Below are 18884 nucleotides of genomic sequence, written 5' to 3'. Positions count from 1 at the left end.
GCTAAATAGTGGTTGATGTTTCAGACGAAGACGTCGCCGCCCTTCGGGCATCGGGGGTATTCGATGCGTCGTGGTACCTGACCGAATATCCCGACGTCGCGATCACCGGTATCGATCCAGCGCGGCATTACCTGTGGATCGGTCGGCGGTTGGGGCGGCGTCCTTCCGCAGGGGATACATTGGCAGCGGTCACGTCAGTCTTGGCCGAAGGAGAGGTCACCATGGTCCGTGCTGCCGTCCTTTCGGATTCGGACACCGCCTCGTTTGCTGCCCGATTGGTCAAAAAAGCGACGTCGCGGTTCAAACGCCGTGATAGCGACATCGACCCACACTTGCGCGATGTGGCCGAAAAAGGCTTTGACGTCGATTATTACATTACCGCATATCCCGACATCGCAGAGGCTGGTGTCGATCCGCTCGAACATTATCTACAGCACGGCTGGCGTGAGGGACGAAACCCGTCGCTGGCGTTCTCGACCAGATTCTATCTAGAAAATAATCCAGACGTGGCTGCCGCGGAGGTCAATCCTTTCTACCACTATCTGACGGCAGGAAAGGACGAAGGGCGCGTCGGGCGACACGAACTTGGATTTCGTTGGGATATTCTTTCGCGTCTCAAGCCCGTGGCCGATCAGATCGCCGAATACAGGTCGCACCGCAGCCCAGTCTCCTGTGATCCACGCGCGCTGCTGCAAAGCAAACTTGTACAGGCGTTTAAGAAATATTCGACGAAACTGCTTCTGTCGTTCTCGCATGACGACTATACGCGGCACGTTGGCGGGGTGCAGCTTCTGCTCCGCCGTGAGGTTGAACTGCTGCGGGTTCACGGCTATTTACAAATGCACTTCTACCCGGTGCATCCCCTACCATTTCTCGATACTTCGGGCGATCCGGTACAGTTGGGCGTATTGCTGGATGGCGAACTGGTTGGAGTCTTCCATCCGCACGATATCGTCGCATGCCTGACCGATGCTGACACCGCTGCCCATGATCCCCAGTTCGTGATCCACAACCTGCTTGGCCACAACATGGATCAGGTAATTGCCATCATCACCGCGAGCGGCGCGCATCAAGGCAGTTTCTGGATACATGATTTCGCTGCTTTATATAATAATTTCAAATTGTTGCGAAACGATGTGGAATATACCGGTGTGCCGAAGCCGGACACATTGGCGTGGGAGTTGTGCGAGTTCACAAAGGCCGATTTTTCACATCGCGACGAATTCGCAAAGCTGTTCGACAGGTTTGTGATCGACCTGCTTTCGCCTTCCCGATCAGCGTTGGCGATTTGGGAGGAAGCGGGCATCCACGCGTCACGTTCCAGCCGGGTCATTCCGCATGTGACTCTAGGAGAGGCTGGCGCATCCGGACCCAGCGAGGCGGACGAGGGGCAACCCCTACGAGTCGGCTTCATCGGCTATCCTGCCGATCACAAGGGCTGGTCGGTGTTCCAGGAATTGGTCCTGAAGCTGGGTGATGACCCGCGCTATGAGTTCCATCACCTGGGCAAGGGCCGCCGAGGTGGACTACCGGTCACATATCGAGAGGTCGTGGCTTGCGAGAGTGAACCTGACCTTATGCGCAAGGCGACGGCTGCCACGCGTCTCGACGTGGCAATTATGTGGTCGATCTGGCCCGAAACCTTCTGCCTCACTGCGTACGAAGCGCTGGCCGGCGGCGCCGCGATCGTTACCAACAAATGCGCCGGCAACGTTGTCGATCTGGTCGAGCGGTTCAGTGCGGGCGTGGTCCTTACGAATGAGGCCGATCTTTTTGCGGCTTTCGAAACGGGCGATATCCTCAGATTCGCGCGAGCGCGCCGCAGCGTGCAACATTTTCATCTGGAATACAGCGCCATGACTATCCAGCTTCTGGAGGGTGGCGCGTGAAAGTCCTCTGCTTCTCCAGCTTCAGCTTCAGTTACCTCAATCGTGCGCGCGTACTTTATCAGAGCCTGCGTCGTCACCATCCCGACTGGCACCTCGTCGCGCTGATGACCGATAAGGTGCCGGCCGGCTTTGCCTTTGATATAGCCGCCGAGCCTTTCGATGAAGTGGTCTGGCATGACGAACTCGGGATCGACAATGTCGAAGGCTGGTTGTTCAAGCACGACATCGTCGAGATCTGTACGGCGGTGAAAGGCCCATTCCTGGCCGAAGCGACCCGTCGCGATTTCGACGCGGTAATCTACCTCGATCCCGACACCTGTCTGTTCAACCCGCTCTCTCCGCTGCTCGAACTGCTCGAGGATCACGATATCGTGCTCACGCCGCACCTGCTCGAGCCGGAGAAGGAACTGGGCGCGATTGTCGACAACGAGATCTGCCCGATGTGGGCAGGCATCTTTAACCTTGGGTTCGTGGCGATCCGTACCACCGGGGAGGGGGCGCGCTTCGCCCAGTGGTGGAGCGACCGCTTGCTGGAATTCTGCCACGACGCGCCGGCCAAGGGTCTTTTCGTCGACCAGAAATGGTGTGACCACGTGCCGGTATTTTTCGACAAGGTAAAGATACTGAAGGATCCGGGCTACAACACGGCCAGCTGGAACATCAATCAGCGCCAGATCAGGGTCGACGATATGGGCAATGTCCGCTCGAACGACAGCCTTCTGAGATTCTGGCATTTCACCAAGCTGGGGCCGCTTGGGGATACGATGACGCGGCGCTATGCCAGGGACCAGATCGTCGTCTACGAACTATGGCGCTGGTATCGCGCGCAGGTTGCCGCCGCTACCTCGAAAGACATTCCTGATCGGTACTGGGCGTTCAGTCAGTTTGCCGATGGTACGCCAATCCAGCGTTCGCACCGTCTATTGTATCGTGAACGAATGGATTTACAGAAGGCCTTTCCCGATCCGTTCGGACGTGGGCCGTCGGGCGATTTCTCCGCCTGGTTGAGAGCCGAAGGGTTGTTGTAGGATACACTGTAATCAAGTGTATCGTGCGCTACGGCCCAAACGATCCGTTTCATGGGAGATTGGCGCACCCCGGGCAGTAATCTAGTTGCCGTTTTTAGGCTGTAGTGACAAATTGATCATTTAAGCCATAGCATGATGCTGGCGAGTTTGATGAAGCCGATGAAGTTAGCGGCAAGCTTGTCGTACCGCGTGGCAATGCGTCGGTATTGCTTGAGCTTAAAGAAGAAGCCCTTGATCCCCCACCGGTTCTTGTAGGCAATGCGGTCATAGTCGCGCGGCTGTTTGCGATGGCGTCGTGGCGGGATGACGACAATGCCGCCCTGCGCCTCGATCTTCTCGCATAGGCTGTTGGCATCATAGGCCTTGTCAGCGAGAACCTGCTCGGCCTTGAGGCCATCGATCAGGTCGTTTGCGGGCACCATGTCGTTCTGCTGCCCAGGGCCGAGATCGAAGCGAACCGGCAGGCCGAGCGCATCTACTACGGCATGGATTTTGGTGCCGAACCCGCCGCGTGACCGGCCAAGAGCCTGGGCTTCCTGGCCCCCCTTTTTTGCCGCGCTCCAGCGGCTTGGGCCTGAGCGCGGATGAGGGTCGCATCGATCGCGATCCACTCCATGTCAGGGTCGCTCGACACCGCCTCGAAAATTCGGTCGAACAAGTCTTGTATGAGCTGTTCGGGCAGGATTCGGGGTGAATGCGGGGAGTGAGAGGTGGACCAGGCTCTATCTTAGCGTTTTTACAAACGCTTACGTGTCGATCTGTCGGGTTGTAGCGCCGTGATGGCCAGTTCAGCGATTCGCACCAGCCATGTGCCTGGAACGCGGGTAGGGCGCAACCAAGACACCGACAGTGCCCACACGCGCGGTTTCATTTTCGGGCAACCTGAGCGGTCGACTCGATTGCGAATGCACCCGGCGGATTACGATACGTCAGCTTTCGGACTATGCCGGTGGGCAGCGAGACCCTTTGTCGGGATAGGCCGATCAAACGGTGACGCATAGAAGATGAATTCTGGTTTGTAGACTTCGCTGCTGCGGCTCAGCACCGGATGGTGCGTCGGATCTTGATAGGTTTCGGTTCCCCATCGCGCCTGTAGCGTAGCGAGCTCCGTTCGATACCGTTCGATGTGTTCGGGCGCCATGTCGAGGCCGCGCGACTTGCTCTCGTGATGGATCAGGACGGCGCTCGGCACGTAATAATTCTCGAAGCCGGCATGGTGCAACTTCAGGCACAGATCGACATCGTTATAGGCAATACGAAGCGCCACCTCGTCGAATCCGCCCACCGCTTCGAACCTGTCGCGCCGCACGAGGAGGCAGGCGGCCGTGACGGCGATCGCGCGGTGCGCGATTAGGGCATGCGCGAAATGACCTGCGGCGTGTTCGGGAAGGCCGCGATGCGCATGGCCCGCAGCGTTGCCCATTCCCACGGTTACGCCAGCATGTTGAATGGTGCGATCGGGATAGAGTAACCGGGCGCCGATCGCCCCCGCGTCGGACCGCACCGCGTAACGCATGAGTTCGCAGAGCCAGTGGTCGTCGATGATCTCGATGTCGTTGTTGAGCAGGCAGAGATACGCGCCGCGCGCTGCTTTGACGGCGAAATTGTTGATCGCCGAATAATTGAACGGATGCGACCAGGTCACCACCCGCACCCGGGGATCGGCACAGATTTCGGACAAAAAGGCGTGGGTCGCCGGCTCGTGGCTGTCATTGTCGGCGATCACGATTTCAAGATTGGGATAGCGTGTCCGGTCAAGCAGGCCCCGGATACAGGTCTTCAGCAAGGCGACCTGATCGCGTGTGGGTACGATGATGCTGACCAGCGGCGCCGATACGGGCAGTGGCCAGCGAATCGATGCGGTGCCGAAAGGGCCTGCGACGACCGCGGTTCCATTCACCCCCGCCAATGCGTCGCGCAGCAATGCGAGCCGCCTCGCATCGGGGCGCCGCCAATGGCACGGCGGAGTCGACGCGGTTATCCGGTGGAGATGCTGCACCGCCTGACCTTGCCGCAGCGTCGCGCGGAGCAGCATTCCGTAAATTGCAGCCTCGTCGCTCTCATCGACGCGAAGCTCACGTGCTATGGCAACTGGAACGGCGATTGCTGCCGAAAGATAATCCTGGGCGAGAAACATTTCCGGATCCCATGCCGGCTTGAACCAGGGATTGCGCCTCCAGCCGAACCGGTCGAACTCATCCTGATCGCCATAGAGGATCGGAAAATGGCCTGTGGGCATCGAGCTCAGATGAATGCCATAGCTGGCCAGTGCCATGCGTGGCAGGCGGCAATCCCACCGCAACGGCACCAGATACCGCGTTTCCGCCGAGGACAACGCGGCCTTGAGGCCAGCTCCATAGCTGTCGAATGCGCCGTCGAGCACCGAAATGCGCGGGTCGGCTGGCAATTCCGGCACATTCCCGTCCTGGCTCGTGACGAGCAGGCGCCAGTGCGGCCATGCCTGTCGGGTGACCGATCGCACGGCACGGGTGAAGTCCCCCGGTAAAGCCGATCGGGCAAAATGCAGGTGCACGGCGATATCGCTCGCCTCGTCGACGACCGACGCCAGCGCGGAACGATCGGCGCGCGCGCATCGGCCATTCCATTGCGCATAGGCAAAGGGTAGCGCGGCGGCTGCCTCCCTGAATCGCAGATGCGCACGCAAGCGCCGGCCGGTGACTCGCCAATAAATGATCTTCAGCGCCTTCCCGGGGCTCAGCAACAGCAGCAGCAATGATTCCAGGACCGTCGCGATCATCACCGCTGCAGCGTCCCTTTCCGTGCAACGCGCGACGACGAGGCGCGCATCAACGATACTTTGCGATCAATCGTTGCGCCAGGGATCGAGCTTACGAAGCATCTGACCCATCCGGGAGCGCTTTCGCTGTGATGGCAGTGGCACACCGAGATAGGAGTTCGGGCGTAGCTTACCATCGTCGATCCCGACGATGTCGCGCAGTTGTAACTGACCAAGCGTCTCATCCGAGAAGGCCGGGGTATAATATATGCAATCCTCGAAATAATAATGCGTGACTTGCGACCAGCGGGTCAGGCGTGGATCGGACTGCAGCGCGCCGCCGTGAAGCAGGTTTGCGCACCATATCAGCGCCTGGCCCTTGCGCGCCAGAAAAGTTTCGGTGGGTGTGCCGTTGGCCGCCATCATTGCGTTCCACGCGTCCGCATAGGGGTCCTGCGCCGATTCCAGATGGCTGGCATAGCCGCGGCGTCCGATCATGGAATTGCTGACGATCGGCCAGCGATGCGATCCCGGTGCATAGAAGAGCGGTCCCGCCTCGGCAGGTACATCTTCCATAGCGACCCAGACGCCACACATGAATCGCTCTGGCAGACTTGAAAAATGAACCGCGTCGGCATGCACTGCCTGTTGCGTGCCGACGGGAAAGTTGAGCGTCTGGAAAGGGAATGCGCGACGGCCATAGAGACGCGAGAGCAAATCCAGGATGGCAGGATTCACTGCGATCGCCCGGACATCCTCGTCGAACTTCCACGCATCCTGGATGCGTCTCAGGCCTTGGGTCTTGTCGCTTTCCGGGTCGTTCAGATGGGCGCCCAAGCGAGGAATCAGCGACGCGCGGATTCGATCCACCCGATGGTCGAATTCGACATCCTCGAAATCTACGACGGCGAAGCCATCGACATGCAGCTTGGTCGCAATCGCCTGTTCGGCTTCAGACAGGCCGAGATGCGGGAGTTCGGCGCGGAAGGCCGGCGACTCGATTCTAGGGACGCCGGGCAATGCCGACTTATAAACCGTCTCGTTCATGCCCGCCGTCTAATCTGAAGCCGCCAGGGGAATTACCCACTGCCGACAATCGCATCCTAAGCTTGCACCGACATCGCCCGGCATCCGGAGGTGCCGTCATTATCTTGAAATGCGTCGCTTTTCCGAACCCTTTCTAGGTGCAAGCGCCGTCGCTAGCAACCGGGCAAAGCGTCGTGCGATAACAGTACCCCGAGTCGACTTCGCCGCCCGGGCCGGTGTTACACGCGACTGGATTGGCGTCGTGGCTGGGTTATGATTCTTGTCGTGAATGAACTGCGGAGACGCCTCTCGTCAACCTTGGCGCGGTACTGGATTAAGGTGCGGGCTTCTACAACGCTTGGTAGATCGCCAGTGCCTCTTCGATGTCCTCGTAAACTTCCGCCTGGCCGTTGCGTAAAACCACCGCCAGATTGCAATACTCACGAATATAATCCACGCCGTGTGTGGCGAGCACCAAGGCGCGATCGTGCCGCTTCTCAAAAATCTCGGCGTGGCATTTCAACTGGAAATTGCGGTCGCCCACCATGATAACCTCGTCGATCAGGTAGCAATCGAATTCGATTGCCAACGAAAGGCCGAAGGCCAGGCGCGCGCGCATGCCCGCGGAATAGGTCTTTACCGGCGCGCGCAATTGCGCACCGAGTTCCGTAAAGTCTTCGACGAAACTCCGCAGATCCTTGTAATCCCGGCCGTAGATACGGGCAATGAAGCGGGCGTTGTCATATCCTGTGAGGCTGCCCTGGAAACCGCCATTGAACCCGAGTGGCCACGAACAACTCATCTTGCGCAAAATTCTGCCCGACGTCGGCATTTCGACACCGCCGATCATCTTGATCAGCGTCGTCTTGCCGGCGCCGTTGCGACCCAGCAAGCCGACGCGATCACCGCGATTGAACGTGAGGTTGATGTTTTCCAGCACACGCTTCCGCCCATGACCGGCGCGGTACGATTTGTAGAGCGATTCACAGGCGATCATTCTACCACCAAATCCCGGCGGACCCGCCGGCACAGAGCGAGGCCGATCATCATGAACACGATTGACACGAGGATTGGATTCCAAACGTCGTAATAGGGCTCCACATAGTCGCCGAACAAGCCGTAGCGGATCATCTCCATCGTGTTCACCATCGGCGACATCAGGAGATACTCGCGAATGGATGGAGGAGCCCACGAAACCATGGTGAAGGTACCGGAAAGCGGGATGGCAATATAAACTGAAACCGGCATGATCTTTTCGACGACTTCGGACATCACGGAAAGCGGCGCGAGTACGAAGCAGATCGACAGGATGAGTATGCCGTAGAGCGCCCACCCCGCGACCATCATACCTGGGTTGGCCGGGGCCGGAATATATCCCAAGAGGCCCAGGGCAAGCGCGATGAAGAGCCACGCCATTGTCGCACCAATGAATTCAATTATCACACGCACCAGGATGAAGTCCGTTATCTTAACCTGGCGATGATACAGCAGGCTGCCGTTGACTAAAAAAATACTGGTGCTCCTGGTGAACGATGAGCGCAGGAAGGTCAGCGGAATATAGCCGCTCGCAACGAAGGCAATAATGCCCACGCCGTGTTCCTCAGGCCCCTTGAGGTACGTCCACATAACGCCCACCAGCACGGCGAACAGCAATGGCTCGGCCATGATCCACAGAAAGCCGATATTCTCACGTCCAAAACGCGTCGTCAGCTCCCGGATCATGAGGGCTTTGACGACCCTGACCTGGCTTTCCCAGCCTTCGCTAAGCGCCGACATCAGCTCTCGGGCCTGTGCTCGAGGATGCCGACGACAAGCATCCAGCCGACCATATAGAGACACAGGCAGACGCCCGCCACGGTGAGAATCGAGGTCAGGCGGTTGGGCAGGAGCGCCATGTCGGGGGTGTGCGGCTCCACCACGCGTTCGAGATAGAATTGCTGCCGAAGCGCCTCAGCGCGGGATTGCTCTAGCGAAGCATTGGCCGTGCTGAACATCTGCGTCGCGAACTCCTGCTCGACGAGCAGATTTTCATATTGGGAGAGCTTGCTGGCAAGTCCGCTGGACGTACCCGTTGCACGCCCGGCCTGCCCGCTGATCTGGGTGTCGATTGCCGCGATCCGGCTCCGCAATGCCGGAATGGAAGGATTGCGAGGCGCGGCGGCCTGTATCGTCTGCAACTGTGCCTGAAGGGCCGCCCGCTGTGCGGTGAGTTCCGTCGAGACCTGCAGGACGCCGGTGGCTTCCTTGCTCGGGTCGAGCAGGCGCTCCGTGTTGCGATATTGGCGCATGGCGATGCGGGCTTTGCGAACCCGCCCTTCCGCCTCGCGCACGCGTCCCTCCGCCTCGGCGATCTGCTTGGCCTGCGCTCTCATGTTGAGACGATTGACAAGGTTTTCGCTAAGATCGAGGAGGCCAGCGGCCATGGCGTGCGCGTCCCGTGGCGTGAAGGCCTTTACCTTCAGGACGGCCAGGTTGGTATCATGATCGAGATTGGCACCGACCATATGGTTGTAATATTTATACAAGCTCTCGAATGAATCGCGCCGGAACACTGGCGGATAACCGCTCAACCAGTCCGCTTCGGGCCGCGCGAACGCAGCGCGTACGTTAATGGTCTTGGACAAATCACCGAGCGCATTGCGCGAACGAACATAATCGAGCACCTCGTTGGTCTGCTCCTCGCCGGCCGACAGTCCGGTTGTCTGGATCAGATTCGCAAGTGTCGATGATGTCGACCGCTTCTGGTCGGGCGACTTGATGACGAAGCGGGCCTCGGAGACGTAGATGTCCGATGCGATGAAACCATAATAAATCGTGCTGGCCAGAACCGGAAGCACAACCAGCAGGATGAACCATCGCTGCCGGCTGATCCATCGCCGCGTACGCGCGCCGAGTCCCGGCTCGCGCTCCGTAGCGGCACTTGCATCCAAAGCTTCCATCAACATTCGTACGCACCTCGGTAGGACGGACACATCCAGAAGACGGGCCACGTCGATGACGATCGCTCTAGGGGCAAGCGGCGTGGCGGGCAACTCTGGCATCGCTTCGGCCCATCCCGTATTCGATGCCGATCCTGCACATCATTGCCTTGGGCCAAATGGAGGTGCTAGGGCCTGTGCCCATAATGGCGCATACACCTGACTGCCTGGAGCTCATGAGTTTTTCTCGAAATTTTAGATGGGCTTGCGGCCTGAACAGGTCCGCTCTGGCGACGCTCAGCGTGATCGGTCTGTCGGCGTGCGCGACGCTGCCGTCGAGCGGCCCGACTGGCCATCAGATCGAACGTGCCGTCGCCGCGCCGGACTCGGGCATCCAGTTGGTCGAGCTCGAAGACGCATCATCATTGCCGCCCCCTCCGGTCCCTACACCATTGGCGCTGATGAACCTGGCGCCCCCGCCCACCGATCTGGTCGGACCTGGCGACGTTCTCGATATATCCGTCTACGAGTCCGGGGTGACGTTGTTCGGCGGCGGTGCGACGAAGCTTTCGTCCGATACGGCGTCGTTCGATTCCTCCGCGAAGGTGGAGCGTCTGCCGGGTAGCCGTGTGGACGATTCCGGCGATATCCAGGTTCCCTATGCCGGTCGCTTGCACGTGGCCGGGCGTACGGTCGGCGAGGTAGCCCGACAGATCCGCGGTGCGCTGCAGGGTTATTCCCAGAATCCGCAAGTCCTCGTCACGATGCGCGACGTGATCACCAACAGCGTCATCGTCGGCGGCGAGGTGAACAGGCCTGGTCGCCTGGTGCTGCCGACGAATCGTGAGACTGTCGCAGACGCGATCGCGCTTGCTGGTGGATACCGCGGCGACGTGAAGGATCTTGCCGTCCGGCTGCAACGTCAAAACGTGACCGAAGAGTTTCGCCTGAGCGATGCGGTGAGCGGCATTCAAGCGGAGCTTCGGGTCTATCCCGGCGACCGCTTGTCGATTGTTCGCGCGCCGCGAAGCTTTTCGGTGATGGGCGCGCCTGGGCAGGTCCAGCTTTTTCCGTTCGGCGCACCCAATATTTCTCTGGTCGAAGCCGTGGCGCAAGCGGGCGGTTCCAGCCCAGCATTCGGCGACCCCGCTGCCATCTTCGTATTTCGCTACGTTCTCGACAAGGATGGCGTATTGCGCCCCGTCGTCTATCACGTGAACATGATGAAAGCCGGCAGCTATTTCCTGGCGCAGCGGTTCATGACGCAGGACAAAGATGTACTGTATATTGGCAATGCGCGCGCGAATCAGCCGAGCAAGCTCGTTCAGATTATCAGTCAGTTGTTCTCGCCGATCGTGACAGCCACGAGCGCGGTTCAGCTGCTAAAGTGATCACAATGACCAAGTGTGACACCGCCCCCAGCATCACGCCTCAGCGATTCGACGCGTTATGATGGGCGGCCACGTTTAGGAACATGCCAGCTGCGCCAGCTGGAACAGTGCCGCGGGCGTGGCTGACGGTTCTGCGCCTTGCGCTTGCGGCCAGGCCGGGCCTGGCGTTGAGCGGGCTCTACGCGCTGTTGCGTGGCCTAAGGGTGCGGGGCTGGAATCGGCTTTGCCTGGCCGCCGCCGAGCACCCTGGCCATTATGACGCCTGGATCAAGGCGGTCGAACCGGGGATGTTGCCACCCAGGGACAGTGCCGTGTCCGATCGTGTCGGCGCGGTCCTGCTGGACGGCGACAGTGCCGTGACGCGCGCGAGCCTCACCGCGTCCTTCGGTCACGATCTCCCGATTTTCAACGCGTCCACCGATTTTCCCCTATCCGGCCATCCGCCCTGGCTCCTGCCGATCCGCGCTGGGGACTGCGTGGCCCCTGCACTGGGCGCTGTGCTGGCTACGCGCTTGAAGAGCTGTGACTCGCAGCTCGTTTATTGGGACGAGGATCAGCTGGATTCGGGCCGCCGGTGCGCGCCCTGGATCAAGCCCGATTGGGACTCGCTGCTTTTTCAAGCGCATGATGGTCTGGTCGGCAGTTGCGCGGTGCGGGCGGATGCGGTGATCGCTGGGCAGGTCGAGGACTGGGCTGCACTTTTGCGGGACATTGCGGAGAGGGACGGTGCCCCGCTTCATCTTCCGCTCGTCCTGACACACCGGCGAGGGGCGCGCATGACTTCCATATGCCCCCCGGCCGCCGCGTCGCCAGTCGCGATCAGCGTGATTATTCCGACGCGCGACGGGGCGGATCTGCTGGAAATCTGCCTGGACGGCCTGTCAAGAACCAGGTTTCCTGGTGCCCACGAAATCATCATCGTCGACAATGATAGCAGGGAACCCCGCACGAGGGCGCTGTTCGAGCAGTTGGAGGCAACGGGAGCCGCGCGTATCGTCGCACAGCCAGGTCCCTTCAACTTCGCGGCGCTGGCCAATGTCGGCGTCGCCTCGGCGAGCGGGGATCTGGTCTGCTTGCTCAACAACGACATCGAAATTGCTTCGTCCGACTGGCTTGAACAGATGACGGTATTGGCGTTGCGCGATGAGGTCGGCGCAGTAGGTGCCAGGCTGCTATATCCCGACGGCGCGATTCAACATGCCGGAGTCGCGCTGGGGATCGGCGGCGCCGCCGGGCATGTCGACAAGGGGGTTCGGCCCGTTCCGGGAAAGTTCGCGCCCTGGCATGACGAAACCCGCACCGTATCCGCTGTCACCGGCGCGTGCCTGCTCGTCGACCGGGCAAAGTTTGTCGCGGTCGGCGGTATGGACGAACGACACTTCGCAATTGATTTCAACGATGTCGATCTGTGCCTGAGACTGGCCGCGCGAGGATGGCGAACGGTATATTGCGCGCACGCGACGCTGATCCATCATGAGTCCCGCTCACGCGGCAAGATACGCCGGGGCGCCAGCCTTGTTCGATTCGAGCGCGAACTTGGCGCCTTGCGTTCCCGCTGGGGCACGGAAACGGCTGTCGATCCGTACCACAGCACCTTGTTTCGCCGACAATCCGAACGATGCCTGCTGGCATTCTGACCTCGCAGGAAGCGGCGGTGCCGCCGACTCGCCCCTTGCCGGAGGTAACTCTGCTCACGGTGACGGACGTCGGCCTGGCGGCGACCGCGCATGCGCTGGAGCTCTCGCAGCGAGGGCTACGCTTCGGCGAAGTATTGTTCCTGAGCGATCGTCCACCGCCGCCGGGTACGCGGGCCGAGTGGAGGCCAATTCCGCCCCTCGGTTCGCGAGCCGGATATTCGCGCTTTATGTTGCATCAGCTCGCGGCGCATCTCACGACCCCACATGCCCTTTGTGTGCAGTGGGACGGCTATGTTCTCGACTCGACCCGGTGGGACTCCGCCTTTCTCGACTATGACTATATCGGTGCGCCCTGGCCTCATTTCGCTGATGGACCGCGGGTCGGAAACGGGGGATTTTCCCTGCGATCTCGTAGGCTTATTGAGGCCTGCGCGGCGCTTCCGATTTCCGAAGAGCCCGAAGATATTGCAATTTGCCGCACCCATCGCCGGTTGCTGGAGGAGCGCTTCGGGTTACGCTTTGCGCCCGAAGAGGTGGCGCGGCGCTTTGCCTATGAGCGCATGATACCGACGGGCGACGAGTTCGGCTTTCATGGTGCGCTCAATATGCTCGACCACGTATCGCCCGATGAGCTCGTCGCGCTTTTCAAGGGCATCGAACCCGGTCTCCTGAATCGACGCGAGCACCAGGAGATTTTTCGCCAGGCTCTCAGCAGGCGGAACCTGCGCCTTGCGTGGGTGGTCTGGAAACGATTGCGCCATCGGGAGGCGCGGCGACGCTGACGCCTGGACACGCGATCAATGCACGGGCGACGCCGGAGCTCCCGTGGTCGAGAGCTTATGACCCGCATCATTGATATTGCGCACGATATCCTGAACGAAGCGCGAGTAGCGCACGCAGAACAGAAACAGGTTCTGGATGAAATTGCCCAGTCCGCGACAGGGGCGTTTGACCTGAATCAGGAGAATGTAGCGATCCTCGCTCGTCTCGTTCCACACCTCGTGGTTGTACAGGTCATCGAAGACGAAGGACTGGCCCTCCTCCCACGGCAAAACGTGAAGCTGGTCGGCGCCTTCGATGTTCATGCGGCATTTCTCGGGCTCGACGGGCGTCTTGAGCGCGAGGTGATAGGTCAGCATTCCTTTCGTCATGCCAGTATGGCGCGGAATATGGCCGCCGGCCTCGAGAACCGAGAATGTCGCGGTAACGAGGCCAGGCACCTGTTCGATCAGGGACGCTGTAATCGGCGCACGCGCGCAATTTCCTTCCAGCCGGTAGCCATAGCCTTTGAGAAAGAACGACTTCCAACGGCGATCCTTTGCGATCCGGCCATGGTCGAACGAGATGTCACCGAGTGAAGGGATATCCTCGGTCCGGATTCGGGTCGCTTCGGTTCGGATGTCGCGCCAGCGGCTTTCAAGAATTGGAATCCAGGGGAAAAATGCCTTGTCGATGATCGGTTCGTCCGGAACCGGTGACCGACGCATGATGATCGCATCGATCCGGGGGCGCAATTCCTTGCCGATCTGGTACGGGGATTTGCGCACGAAAGGGACTTTCCACCCGCGCGCGTTAACCGTGTCGTTCCAGCTCAAACCTTCCTCCGTCAGCATCCACGCCGGAGTGTCAAGGCGCCCGGCGCCTGATGTCTTGCGTCCTACCGGACGAAATCAATCCACTCAATCCCGGACCAGAACCCTTTTCCAGGATTTGGGAACGCTCTTCTGACCGCCGGACGCAAGTTTAAGCGGACTTGCCGCCTCCAGACGCGCGATCACGCCTTCAGTCACCTTGGTGAGTGCCTCGTCCGAGAAAAAGCCACCCGCCACGAGGCAGCGATCGATGAGCACGCGGCGGAAAGCGGCGAAGGTCTCGGCATCGGGCTTTCCCGGATCGCGCCAGAAATTGTCGAGCCCGCCCTGAAAGGTGATCCCCTCGATATCATAGACCGCCTGGCCGAGCGCGATCACCGGCACGTCGAGCGCGAGCGCCAGGGTGCCGCTGGTACTGTTGATCGTCACCATGCCCCTGGAGCGTTGCGCGACCGGGACGATGTCGCCGCCTTCGAGATAGTCTATCCGGCCGTCCACCCCATAAAGTTCGGCGAGCGCCTGCGTTTCGAGCCGCCAGTCGCGTACGCCGTTGTCGAGCGGGTGTTCCTTCACCACCAGCCGCATCTCAGGCGGCGCATTGGCAGCGAACGACGCGATTACCAGCCGGAGGGCGTCAGCGATGCCTGCGAAGGAGGAATGCAGTCGGATCTGCGCGTCCGAATCGAGCTGCAGCGGGAAGATCATGTAGGGCGCGTCGCTTGACTCGAGCCTTATGAGGACATCAGCCGTCCTTGCTGCCGCGGCCTTGCGTCGCAACAGCCGACGCGCCCATCCCATCCCTTCGATCAGCGGGTGCCATGGCCGATGATTGTCCCAATAGGGATAGTGCCACCGTGTCAGCACATCGGCGGCATTGTAGATCACGCCTTCAGTCGCGCGGCGGCGGAAAGAGGAGGGCACCGGATGATGTTCCGGCGCCGGCGGCAGCGCTGCGGCTTCGGCGCGATACCAGGCGGGGTCGCGCGGCAATGTCGAATGGCCGTTCACGCCGCCCAGTTCGAGCGTGACCCAGTCCGGGCGGATATATCCTTCCTCGAATACGTGGACCGGCACATGCAGGTCCCGGCAAACGGCGGTGGCCGCCATGTGGATCGGGCGGCAGTCGCCGAACAGCACGACATCCGTGATCTCGCGATCGGCGATCAACTGCCTCAGCGCATCCGGCCATTCCGCCAGTGAGCCGCGGTAATCGATTCCGTTCGGGAGGCGCCAGAACAGCCGGTCGCCGCCGTTGAAATTGACCTTGTGGACCCCATAGCCGTCTCGCCGCAGCGCCCGACCGAGTTTGTGGAACAACGGACCCATCAATCCTTGGAGCAGCAAGATGTTGCGGTTCGCCAGCGGCTGCGCGGGTCCTGGTGCTGCGACTTGCGGCATCAGGACCGGGCCTTCGGCAAACATGTCTGGCATTCGCGAATTTCACTTTCGGGTTCCAATGGCGGCCTCGTCAACCAGACCGCCATTCCGACAACGCATACAGATCGCGTTGGATTTTTCCAAGTTGCGGTGTGATGCGCCGGGACAGTGACAGTGCCGCGAAGCTCCGCTAGAGGACGAGGTCACGATTCATTTTCGCGGCCAGAGGGCACGGCTTAATCGAGACTGGCAACGCGGCGACTCTCTGTGGCGAATGGTGTGATCTCTCTCCTGGCGATGCTGGTCGCATCGCTGATGCTCGACGCGGCCGTGCGGCCGCGCGCGTATCTGCGGGACCGGCGCGGGCTTGCGTTGCACCTGCTGGTCATGACGGCTCTTTTCGGCTTCTGGCTCGCAGTCTCCGGCAATGCCCCGGTCGCGGCCATTCTGGCGAGCGCCTTGATGGCGCTCCTTGCGGGCGCTTCCAATGCCAAGCACAAAATGCTGGGCGAGCCGCTAATCTTCTCCGATTTGGCGCTAATAATTGCCGTGTTTCGGCATCCCCGCTTCTATTTTACCGCGCTTTCAGTGCGCCAGCGCGCCCTGCTGGCGATCGGCGCGGCGATCGCGCTCATCGTTCTGCTCGTGCTGTTCTCGATGTCGTTTCAACCTCACCTTGTGGGGGCCGTGCTGCTGGCGGTAGGGAGCGGAGCAGCGCTACTGCTCGCTCGCAGTAAATGGCTCGAGTCAGTGGCCCAGACGCCCGACCTTGCAGGCGACTTTGTCCGATATGGATTAATCGCCAGTCTGTTTCTCTATTGGCGGCGCTGGCGGCATAGTCCGGACCCGCAACCCTGTCCTCCGCTCAGCGTCACCTGGGAAACCGATCCTGCCCCCCCCGAACTGATCGTCATCGTGCAATGCGAGTCGTTCGGAGATCCGGTGGAGATTACCGGCGAGGCGCACCACGCGCTGCCCGGCCTTGCCAGCGCGCGGAAGGTCGCGTGGCAATGGGGCGACCTCGATGTCAGCGGCTTCGGTGCCTATACGATGCGCACGGAATATGGGGTCCTGTTTGGCCGCAGCGAGGACGAGCTTGGTTTCCGTCGCTACGACCCGTTTTTGAGCGCGCAGGGCGAAACGTCCTATGCGCTGCCGGCGCGGCTGCGAGAGGCCGGCTATCATTGTTCCTTTGTCCATCCGCACGACCTGCGCTTCTACAATCGCGACAGGTTGATGCCTGCGCTCGGTTTCGATCGGATGATAGGCGAAGAAGGGTTCCCGCCGACCTCGTCGCGAGGTGGCCGCTATGTCGATGACCGCACTCTCGGTGCGTCGCTGGCCGAGCTTCTGGACAAGGCCGCTGGCCCCACGCTGATCTACGCCGTGACCATGGAGAACCACGGGCCTTGGGACAGCGACAATGCGCGCGACGCCCGCGGGCGGCTGGAAGCCTATCTCCACCGTCTCCAGAGCAGCGACGCCATGCTGAGCGGCTTGGTCGAGCGACTCGGCAAGGACGGCCGGTCCGCGCTGCTCGTGTTTTTCGGCGACCACCGGCCGAGCATCCCTGGCGCGACGGCGCCAGGCGGAGCGCGCCATACGCCTTATGTGATCGTTCGATTCGGTGCCGGCGGATCGCTATGGGAGGGCGGCCCGGGCCGCACAGATCTTTCTCCGGCTGCGCTTCATCACGCCATTCTTCGCTGCGTGCATGAGGACGGCGCGACCATGTTCAGTCGCTCGGAGGTCTGAGCCCGAGCAGGAGCCGATCGCGTATTCCCGCCGGTAGGAGGAGATCGATCCAGCGTAGCAGCGCGAACGGCCAGGGAAAGATGAGATGAGACTTGCCCCGGGAGGCCGCCCGGGCGATTCGAGTCGCGGCGTCCGACGGTTGGAGCAGGAACGGCCTGGGGCCGACCACCCGTCGCCCCGCATCAGTATCGACAAATCCGGGTGAGACCAACGTGACCTGCACACCATATTGCTTCACGCCGATCCGAAGGGCCTGGGCGAAATGGGCAAGGCCGGCCTTGGACGCTGCATAGGCTGCAGCGAAGGGCAGGGTGTGAAAGGCGGACGCGGATCCGACAAGGACGATCCGGCCTTGCCGGCGTTGCGCCATGCGCCCCGCCAGGGCCGCGGCCATGGCGCTGGCAGTTACGAAATTCACCATCCCCAGTCGCACGACCTGCGTCGGGTCCTCCACTAAGTCGCCCGATGCCTGTACATCGCCGGCGCCTGCGACGAACAGCGCCAGGCCGATCGCGCCTGCATCGTCCTCCTGCTCGAGTGCGGCGACGGCTGTCGCGCCATCGGAAAGATCGAGCGAGCGCGGGATCGCTGCTGCGCCCGCCGCGCGACACGCAACGGCGATCGTCTCCAGCTTCTTATGGTCCCGACCCCAAAGCAGTAATGTTCGGCCCGGTTGCGCATAGTGAAGCGCGAGTGCTCCACCCAGGCCGCCTGAAGCGCCCGTGATCAGGATTCGATTCGGTTCGGGGGCCCTCATGAGAAGCTTATGGCGGTCTCGCGGCAAGGCTTCCAGGCAATCTGCCGCTTTTTCGCAGATGCGGCAGTTTCCGACGCATTGAAACTTGACAGCGGCCGTGCCCCTGTGCGCATGCCGATGTTCCGACGGGAGAAAACGAGACCTGCGAATGATGAAGTACAGGTCTGCCTCACCGCGTATCAGGTTGTTTCGCAACGATTTGCTGGAACGACTGACCCTGGTATCGCCGCTTGCGTTCGCGCTGACGTGGACGGTATTTCTCGGCCTTGCATTCTATGCGAGCTGGGGGGTCGCGAACTTGCCGGCGTCACTCGCGCTCGTGCTTCTTGGCGGTCTGATCTGGACCCTGTTCGAATATGCGATGCACCGTTTCATCTTCCATCTGAAGCTGAAGTCGGAATTTGGGCGCTGGTTGATTTTTCTGACGCATGGCAACCACCATGAGGCTCCGGGCGATCGATACCGCAACATCATGCCGCCGATGGTCAGCGTCGTCCTGTCTGCCCTGATCTGGCTCGGATTCTGGATGCTCCTGGGACCGCCGGGATCAGTGGTCTATCTGGGCTTCGGGATCGGCTATGTCGTGTACGACGCCATTCATTATGCATGCCACCAGCTGCCGATGCGGAGCCCAGTGCTGCGCCAGCTGCGACGCCACCATATCCGGCACCATTACGCCAAGCAGGAAGGCAATTTCTCGATCACGGCCACATTCTGGGATCGTGTCTTCGGAACGGACATTCCAGCAAAACGGCCCTGAGCGAACGCACCGGGCGA

The 18884-nt window shown here is 60.9% G+C and carries 15 protein-coding genes and 1 pseudogene; 7 read left to right on the top strand and 9 right to left on the bottom strand.

What is annotated here, in order from left to right; translation table 11 throughout:
* The first annotated feature begins 8 nt into the window (after positions 1-8).
* Positions 9-1889, top strand: coding sequence for a glycosyltransferase family protein (locus tag AC1DX5_RS01835; RefSeq protein ID WP_478013914.1), 1881 nt, complete (start codon positions 9-11; stop codon positions 1887-1889).
* Positions 1886-2917 (top strand): hypothetical protein, encoded by a 1032-nt coding sequence (locus AC1DX5_RS01830; protein WP_478013913.1) that lies wholly within the window; start codon positions 1886-1888, stop codon positions 2915-2917. The genes AC1DX5_RS01835 and AC1DX5_RS01830 overlap by 4 nt, the downstream gene beginning before the upstream one ends.
* Before the next feature lie 116 nt (positions 2918-3033).
* Here the strand turns inward: AC1DX5_RS01830 and AC1DX5_RS01825 are convergent.
* From AC1DX5_RS01825 to AC1DX5_RS01800, 6 genes and pseudogenes are all read right to left on the bottom strand, one after another.
* Positions 3034-3575, bottom strand: a pseudogene (locus AC1DX5_RS01825) (IS5 family transposase); the annotation flags it as partial.
* A gap of 261 nt (positions 3576-3836) precedes the next feature.
* Complete coding sequence (locus AC1DX5_RS01820; protein ID WP_478013912.1) at positions 3837-5675, bottom strand: glycosyltransferase family 2 protein; 1839 nt, start codon at positions 5673-5675, stop codon at positions 3837-3839.
* Positions 5676-5741: 66 nt separating this feature from the next.
* Complete coding sequence (locus AC1DX5_RS01815) at positions 5742-6701, bottom strand: phytanoyl-CoA dioxygenase family protein (protein WP_465171811.1); 960 nt, start codon at positions 6699-6701, stop codon at positions 5742-5744.
* 328 nt (positions 6702-7029) lie between these two features.
* Positions 7030-7677: an ABC transporter ATP-binding protein gene (locus AC1DX5_RS01810; RefSeq protein ID WP_465171812.1), complete on the bottom strand. Its 648-nt coding sequence runs from the start codon at positions 7675-7677 to the stop codon at positions 7030-7032.
* Positions 7674-8456, bottom strand: coding sequence for an ABC transporter permease (locus AC1DX5_RS01805; RefSeq protein WP_465171813.1), 783 nt, complete (start codon positions 8454-8456; stop codon positions 7674-7676). The genes AC1DX5_RS01810 and AC1DX5_RS01805 overlap by 4 nt, the downstream gene beginning before the upstream one ends.
* Positions 8456-9625, bottom strand: coding sequence for a KpsE/RkpR family capsule polysaccharide export protein (locus tag AC1DX5_RS01800; RefSeq protein ID WP_465171814.1), 1170 nt, complete (start codon positions 9623-9625; stop codon positions 8456-8458). The genes AC1DX5_RS01805 and AC1DX5_RS01800 overlap by 1 nt, the downstream gene beginning before the upstream one ends.
* Positions 9626-9900: 275 nt before the next feature.
* Here AC1DX5_RS01800 and AC1DX5_RS01795 point away from each other — a divergent pair, with 275 nt between their 5' ends.
* From AC1DX5_RS01795 to AC1DX5_RS01785, 3 genes are all read left to right on the top strand, one after another.
* The gene (locus AC1DX5_RS01795) at positions 9901-10989 is read left to right on the top strand and encodes a polysaccharide biosynthesis/export family protein (RefSeq protein WP_478013911.1); all 1089 of its coding nucleotides are present in this window, start codon (positions 9901-9903) and stop codon (positions 10987-10989) included.
* 167 nt (positions 10990-11156) lie between these two features.
* Complete coding sequence (locus AC1DX5_RS01790) at positions 11157-12626, top strand: glycosyltransferase family 2 protein (protein ID WP_478013910.1); 1470 nt, start codon at positions 11157-11159, stop codon at positions 12624-12626.
* A complete protein-coding gene (locus AC1DX5_RS01785) occupies positions 12608-13408 on the top strand; it encodes a DUF5672 family protein (RefSeq protein WP_465171817.1) in 801 nt (266 codons plus the stop codon). Before AC1DX5_RS01790 ends, AC1DX5_RS01785 begins: the two co-directional genes overlap by 19 nt.
* Positions 13409-13423: 15 nt before the next feature.
* On the opposite strand, the gene AC1DX5_RS01780 is transcribed toward AC1DX5_RS01785, so the two are convergent.
* On the bottom strand, positions 13424-14221 hold the full coding sequence (locus AC1DX5_RS01780) for an aspartyl/asparaginyl beta-hydroxylase domain-containing protein (RefSeq protein ID WP_478013909.1): 798 nt from the start codon (positions 14219-14221) through the stop codon (positions 13424-13426).
* Between the two features lie 84 nt (positions 14222-14305).
* On the bottom strand, positions 14306-15649 hold the full coding sequence (locus AC1DX5_RS01775; protein ID WP_465171819.1) for a capsule biosynthesis protein: 1344 nt from the start codon (positions 15647-15649) through the stop codon (positions 14306-14308).
* A gap of 213 nt (positions 15650-15862) precedes the next feature.
* Between AC1DX5_RS01775 and AC1DX5_RS01770 the strand changes: the two genes are divergently transcribed.
* Positions 15863-17350: an LTA synthase family protein gene (locus AC1DX5_RS01770; RefSeq protein ID WP_478013908.1), complete on the top strand. Its 1488-nt coding sequence runs from the start codon at positions 15863-15865 to the stop codon at positions 17348-17350.
* Here AC1DX5_RS01770 and AC1DX5_RS01765 read toward each other — a convergent pair.
* On the bottom strand, positions 17331-18107 hold the full coding sequence (locus AC1DX5_RS01765; protein ID WP_465171821.1) for an SDR family NAD(P)-dependent oxidoreductase: 777 nt from the start codon (positions 18105-18107) through the stop codon (positions 17331-17333). The genes AC1DX5_RS01770 and AC1DX5_RS01765 overlap by 20 nt on opposite strands.
* A gap of 85 nt (positions 18108-18192) precedes the next feature.
* Between AC1DX5_RS01765 and AC1DX5_RS01760 the strand changes: the two genes are divergently transcribed.
* Positions 18193-18867: a sterol desaturase family protein gene (locus tag AC1DX5_RS01760; RefSeq protein ID WP_465175670.1), complete on the top strand. Its 675-nt coding sequence runs from the start codon at positions 18193-18195 to the stop codon at positions 18865-18867.
* The last annotated feature ends 17 nt before the right edge of the window (positions 18868-18884 follow it).

It is taken from the genome of Sphingomonas sp. P2_B6, assembly GCF_056404755.1.
The sequence above is the reverse complement of the archived record's forward strand: the minus strand, read 5'-3'. Positions and strand labels throughout refer to the sequence as shown.